The sequence below is a fragment of the Protofrankia sp. Cj3 genome (assembly GCF_917627355.1).
In the GTDB taxonomy this organism is placed as follows: Bacteria; Actinomycetota; Actinomycetes; order Frankiales; family Frankiaceae; genus Protofrankia.
In genome coordinates this window covers 8,222-10,296 of record NZ_CAKJTR010000131.1, presented here as the reverse complement: position 1 = coordinate 10,296, position 2,075 = coordinate 8,222, and the positions used below count along the sequence as shown (strand labels likewise).

Genomic DNA, 2,075 nt, shown 5'->3' with positions numbered 1-2,075 from the left:
GTGGACGGATGCACACTCCGGCTTCGATCGCAACCGTCTCGACAACCTGGCGGGCGAGTGGGAGCCGAGCTCGTTCCGCCCAGCTTCCAGGCTGGGTCTGCTCACTTTAGAGCGACCGGCAATAGGGACGCGGCGTCGCGGGGCTGGGGCGCGCACCTCGCTGCATCGCTCCCCATCCATCGCTGCGCGATGCACGGGTACCCCGGCTCGTCGGTCGACACCCCACGGACCAGGGCGACTCCCTCCGCCGCCTTGCGATGTACGCACCCCAGCCCCGCTCCTTGATCCATACCCCTATTGCCGGGCGCTCTAAGGCCGTAGCCCCGCAGCTTCCGAACATCCAGATCCGGACCACTCGACAGCCCACTGCGATCCTCTGCGTATGGCGGTCTCCACCACACCCGGGGCGATTCAGACCAGCCCCCCGGTGGGCGTCGGAGGTCACCAGGCGCACGCCGGACAGGCCGCGGGCGACCAGGCCGCGGAAGAATGCCAGCCAGCCGGCGCCGTCCTCGCTGGACACCACGTCCAGGCCGAGGATCTCCCGGCGACCGTCGCCGTTCACGCCCACGGCGAGCAGACGGTGCATGTTGATCACACGGCCTGCCTCGCGGACTTTCATCGTCAGCGCGTCGGCCTGCACGAACCGGTACGGCCCGGCGTCCAACGGCCGTGACCGGAACGCCTCGACCTGGCCGTCGAGATGCTTCGCGAGTTCCGAGACCTGCGATGTTGAGATGTGGCAGCGTAACCTGGAGGTACTGGAGGTACCGACGGACTGGTAGCTGGCGAGAAGGGGACGGACACGGAGATGATGGAGCGGACGCCCCGCCAGGTTGCGGTCAAGGTCTCGCCGGAAGGCGACAAGCTGATCACCAGTGGCGCGCACTACCTGCACATGAGCAAAAAGGATCTTGTTGAGGCGGCGGTCGCCTTTTACCTGGACGCGCGCCGCGAGGAGATGCAGTCCGGGATGCGGGAGCTGTTGAGCGAGCTCGACGGCAGCCGCGCGTCACGGGTAGCGATGCTCGCCGGGATGACTCGTGCTGAACTCGACGCGGTCGGCGGCGTCGAAGAGGACCGCTGACGGCGGCCGGACGGGCCCGCCCCACGCTCCGCTGCCTGCGAGAGGATCTCACCTTGGCGATCCCGCGCGCGGACACGTCCCTGGAGGACATCGGCCATCCGCTGCTCGCCAAGATCGGAGACCGCTTCGCCGACGACGAAACCCCGCGGGAGCGGATCGCCGCGATCGACGATCAGGTGTTGTTCAAGGTGAAGGTCCAGCGCTGGCGCGGTGCGGTGTGGGTCGACGCCGGGATCCCATGGCTGGTGGCGGCCGGGCAGCGCGAGGAAGGCTCGCCCGATGACTTCTACGCGGCGCTGGCCGCACACGCAACCGCCGCGCGGGCACGCTACAACGCCGGACACTCCCCTGCTCTCATCACCACGACCTACATCGGTGACCTGCTGCCTGGCCGGGAGGACGAGCTGAGGTGGAGGGCCGAGTCGGCGACGCGCGCCGAGCACACACTCAGGGCCGCAGTGCACCGGCTGGTGCGCGAGTCGCTACTCGACGGCCAAGAACACGCCGTCATGCTGGACGGCGCGGCGCTGGGAATCCAGGTCCTCGCTGACCAAGGGCACGAGACCTATGTCGCGATCCGCATCATCGGCTCGGTACCGCGGCGGCTCGTCGCGACGATCCTCAGTCTCGTACCCGGGTGCGCGGCCGACGCATGGACGTCGGACTACGCGATGCCGCAGCGGGCAGTGGCCCCCGAAGAACAGATCTGGTCCAACATCATGGACCCAGCCGAGGCCGCGAAGTTCCTCGACCAGCAACCGTGATCCTGCCATCCTTCCCGCCCCGACCGCGTCGAACGCGCCCCGCCCGTAAGGACCGGCGATCAACGACTCGGCGAAGTTCAAAGGCAGGGTGACGAGGTTCGCGAACAGCAACAGACATGGGACCGCACGACGAACCTCCACGGGCCCACCAGTTACAGAGAGTCGCTGGCTAGCGATCAGCAGACCGACGACCGACAGATCGACGGCCGCCCGACCAGCGGCGC

The 2,075-nt window shown here is 68.2% G+C and carries 2 protein-coding genes and 1 pseudogene; 2 read left to right on the top strand and 1 reads right to left on the bottom strand.

All coding sequences use genetic code 11. The features are described 5' to 3' along the window. Positions 1-385: 385 nt before the first annotated feature. Positions 386-739, bottom strand: a pseudogene (locus tag MJ783_RS16725) (transposase); the annotation flags it as partial. A 72-nt stretch (positions 740-811) separates the two neighbouring features. Here MJ783_RS16725 and MJ783_RS16720 point away from each other — a divergent pair. Both MJ783_RS16720 and MJ783_RS16715 read left to right on the top strand, forming a co-directional pair. Beyond that, positions 812-1,087, top strand: a complete 276-nt coding sequence (locus tag MJ783_RS16720) for a hypothetical protein (protein WP_239311381.1) — start codon at positions 812-814, stop codon at positions 1,085-1,087. A 53-nt stretch (positions 1,088-1,140) separates the two neighbouring features. Next, positions 1,141-1,851 carry a hypothetical protein gene (locus tag MJ783_RS16715; protein WP_239311375.1) on the top strand — a complete coding sequence of 237 codons (711 nt, stop codon included), beginning with the start codon at positions 1,141-1,143 and terminating at the stop codon, positions 1,849-1,851. The last annotated feature ends 224 nt before the right edge of the window (positions 1,852-2,075 follow it).

Coding starts and splice junctions, on each gene's coding strand:
- MJ783_RS16720 (WP_239311381.1), top strand. CDS start 812: ATGATGGAGCGGACGCCCCGCCAGGTTGCGGTCAAGGTCTCGCCGGAA.